1 pseudogene is annotated in these 709 nt (G+C 75.9%); it reads right to left on the bottom strand.

Annotated elements, in window-relative coordinates:
• Nucleotides 1-24: 24 nt before the first annotated feature.
• Nucleotides 25-709, bottom strand: a pseudogene (locus KUM32_RS40940) (glutamyl-tRNA reductase); the annotation flags it as partial.

Below are 709 nucleotides of genomic sequence, written 5' to 3'. Positions count from 1 at the left end.
CGGGGGTGGGGAGTGTGCTGTCGGTCATGCCCGTCCTCGCTTCGGGTGGTTCCCATCGGCCCGGCTGACGGCCGCGACCGCCTCCGGGTCGAGGTCGAAGAGCTCGCGCAGGGCGTCGGCGTAGCCGGCCCCGCCCGGCGTGGCCGCGAGCTGCTTGACCCGCACCGTCGGCGCGTGCAGCAGCTTGTCGACCACACGGCGGACGGTTTGGGTGATCTCCGCGCGTTGCTTGTCGTCAAGATCGGGCAGTCGCCCGTCCAGCCTGGAGATCTCGCTGGCCACCACGGAGGCCGCCATCGTGCGCAGCGCGACCACGGTGGGCGTGATGTGCGCGGCGCGCTGGGCGGCGCCGAACGCGGTGACCTCGGCCGAGACGATCGCCCGGACCTGGTCCACGTCGGCGGCCATCGGGGCGTCCGCGGACGCCTCGGCGAGCGACTCGATGTCCACCAGGCGTACGCCGTCCAGGCGGTGCGCCGCGGCGTCGATGTCCCGTGGCATGGCCAGGTCGAGCAGGGCCAGCGGCCGGTCGGGGCGCTGGCCGACCGCCGCGCGCAGCGCCTCCGCGTCCAGCACGAGCCCGGTCGCGCCGGTGCACGAGACGACGATGTCAGCCGCGGCGAGCTCGGCCGCGACCTCGGTCATCGGCACCGCGCGGGCCACCAGGCCGCCCCGCCAGGCACCGCGCGCCGGCGCCACAACCCCGGCC

Source organism: Streptomyces sp. AC627_RSS907, from assembly GCF_019049165.1.
Note: the sequence above shows the minus strand (reverse complement) of the source record. Positions and strands in the feature narration are given on the sequence as shown.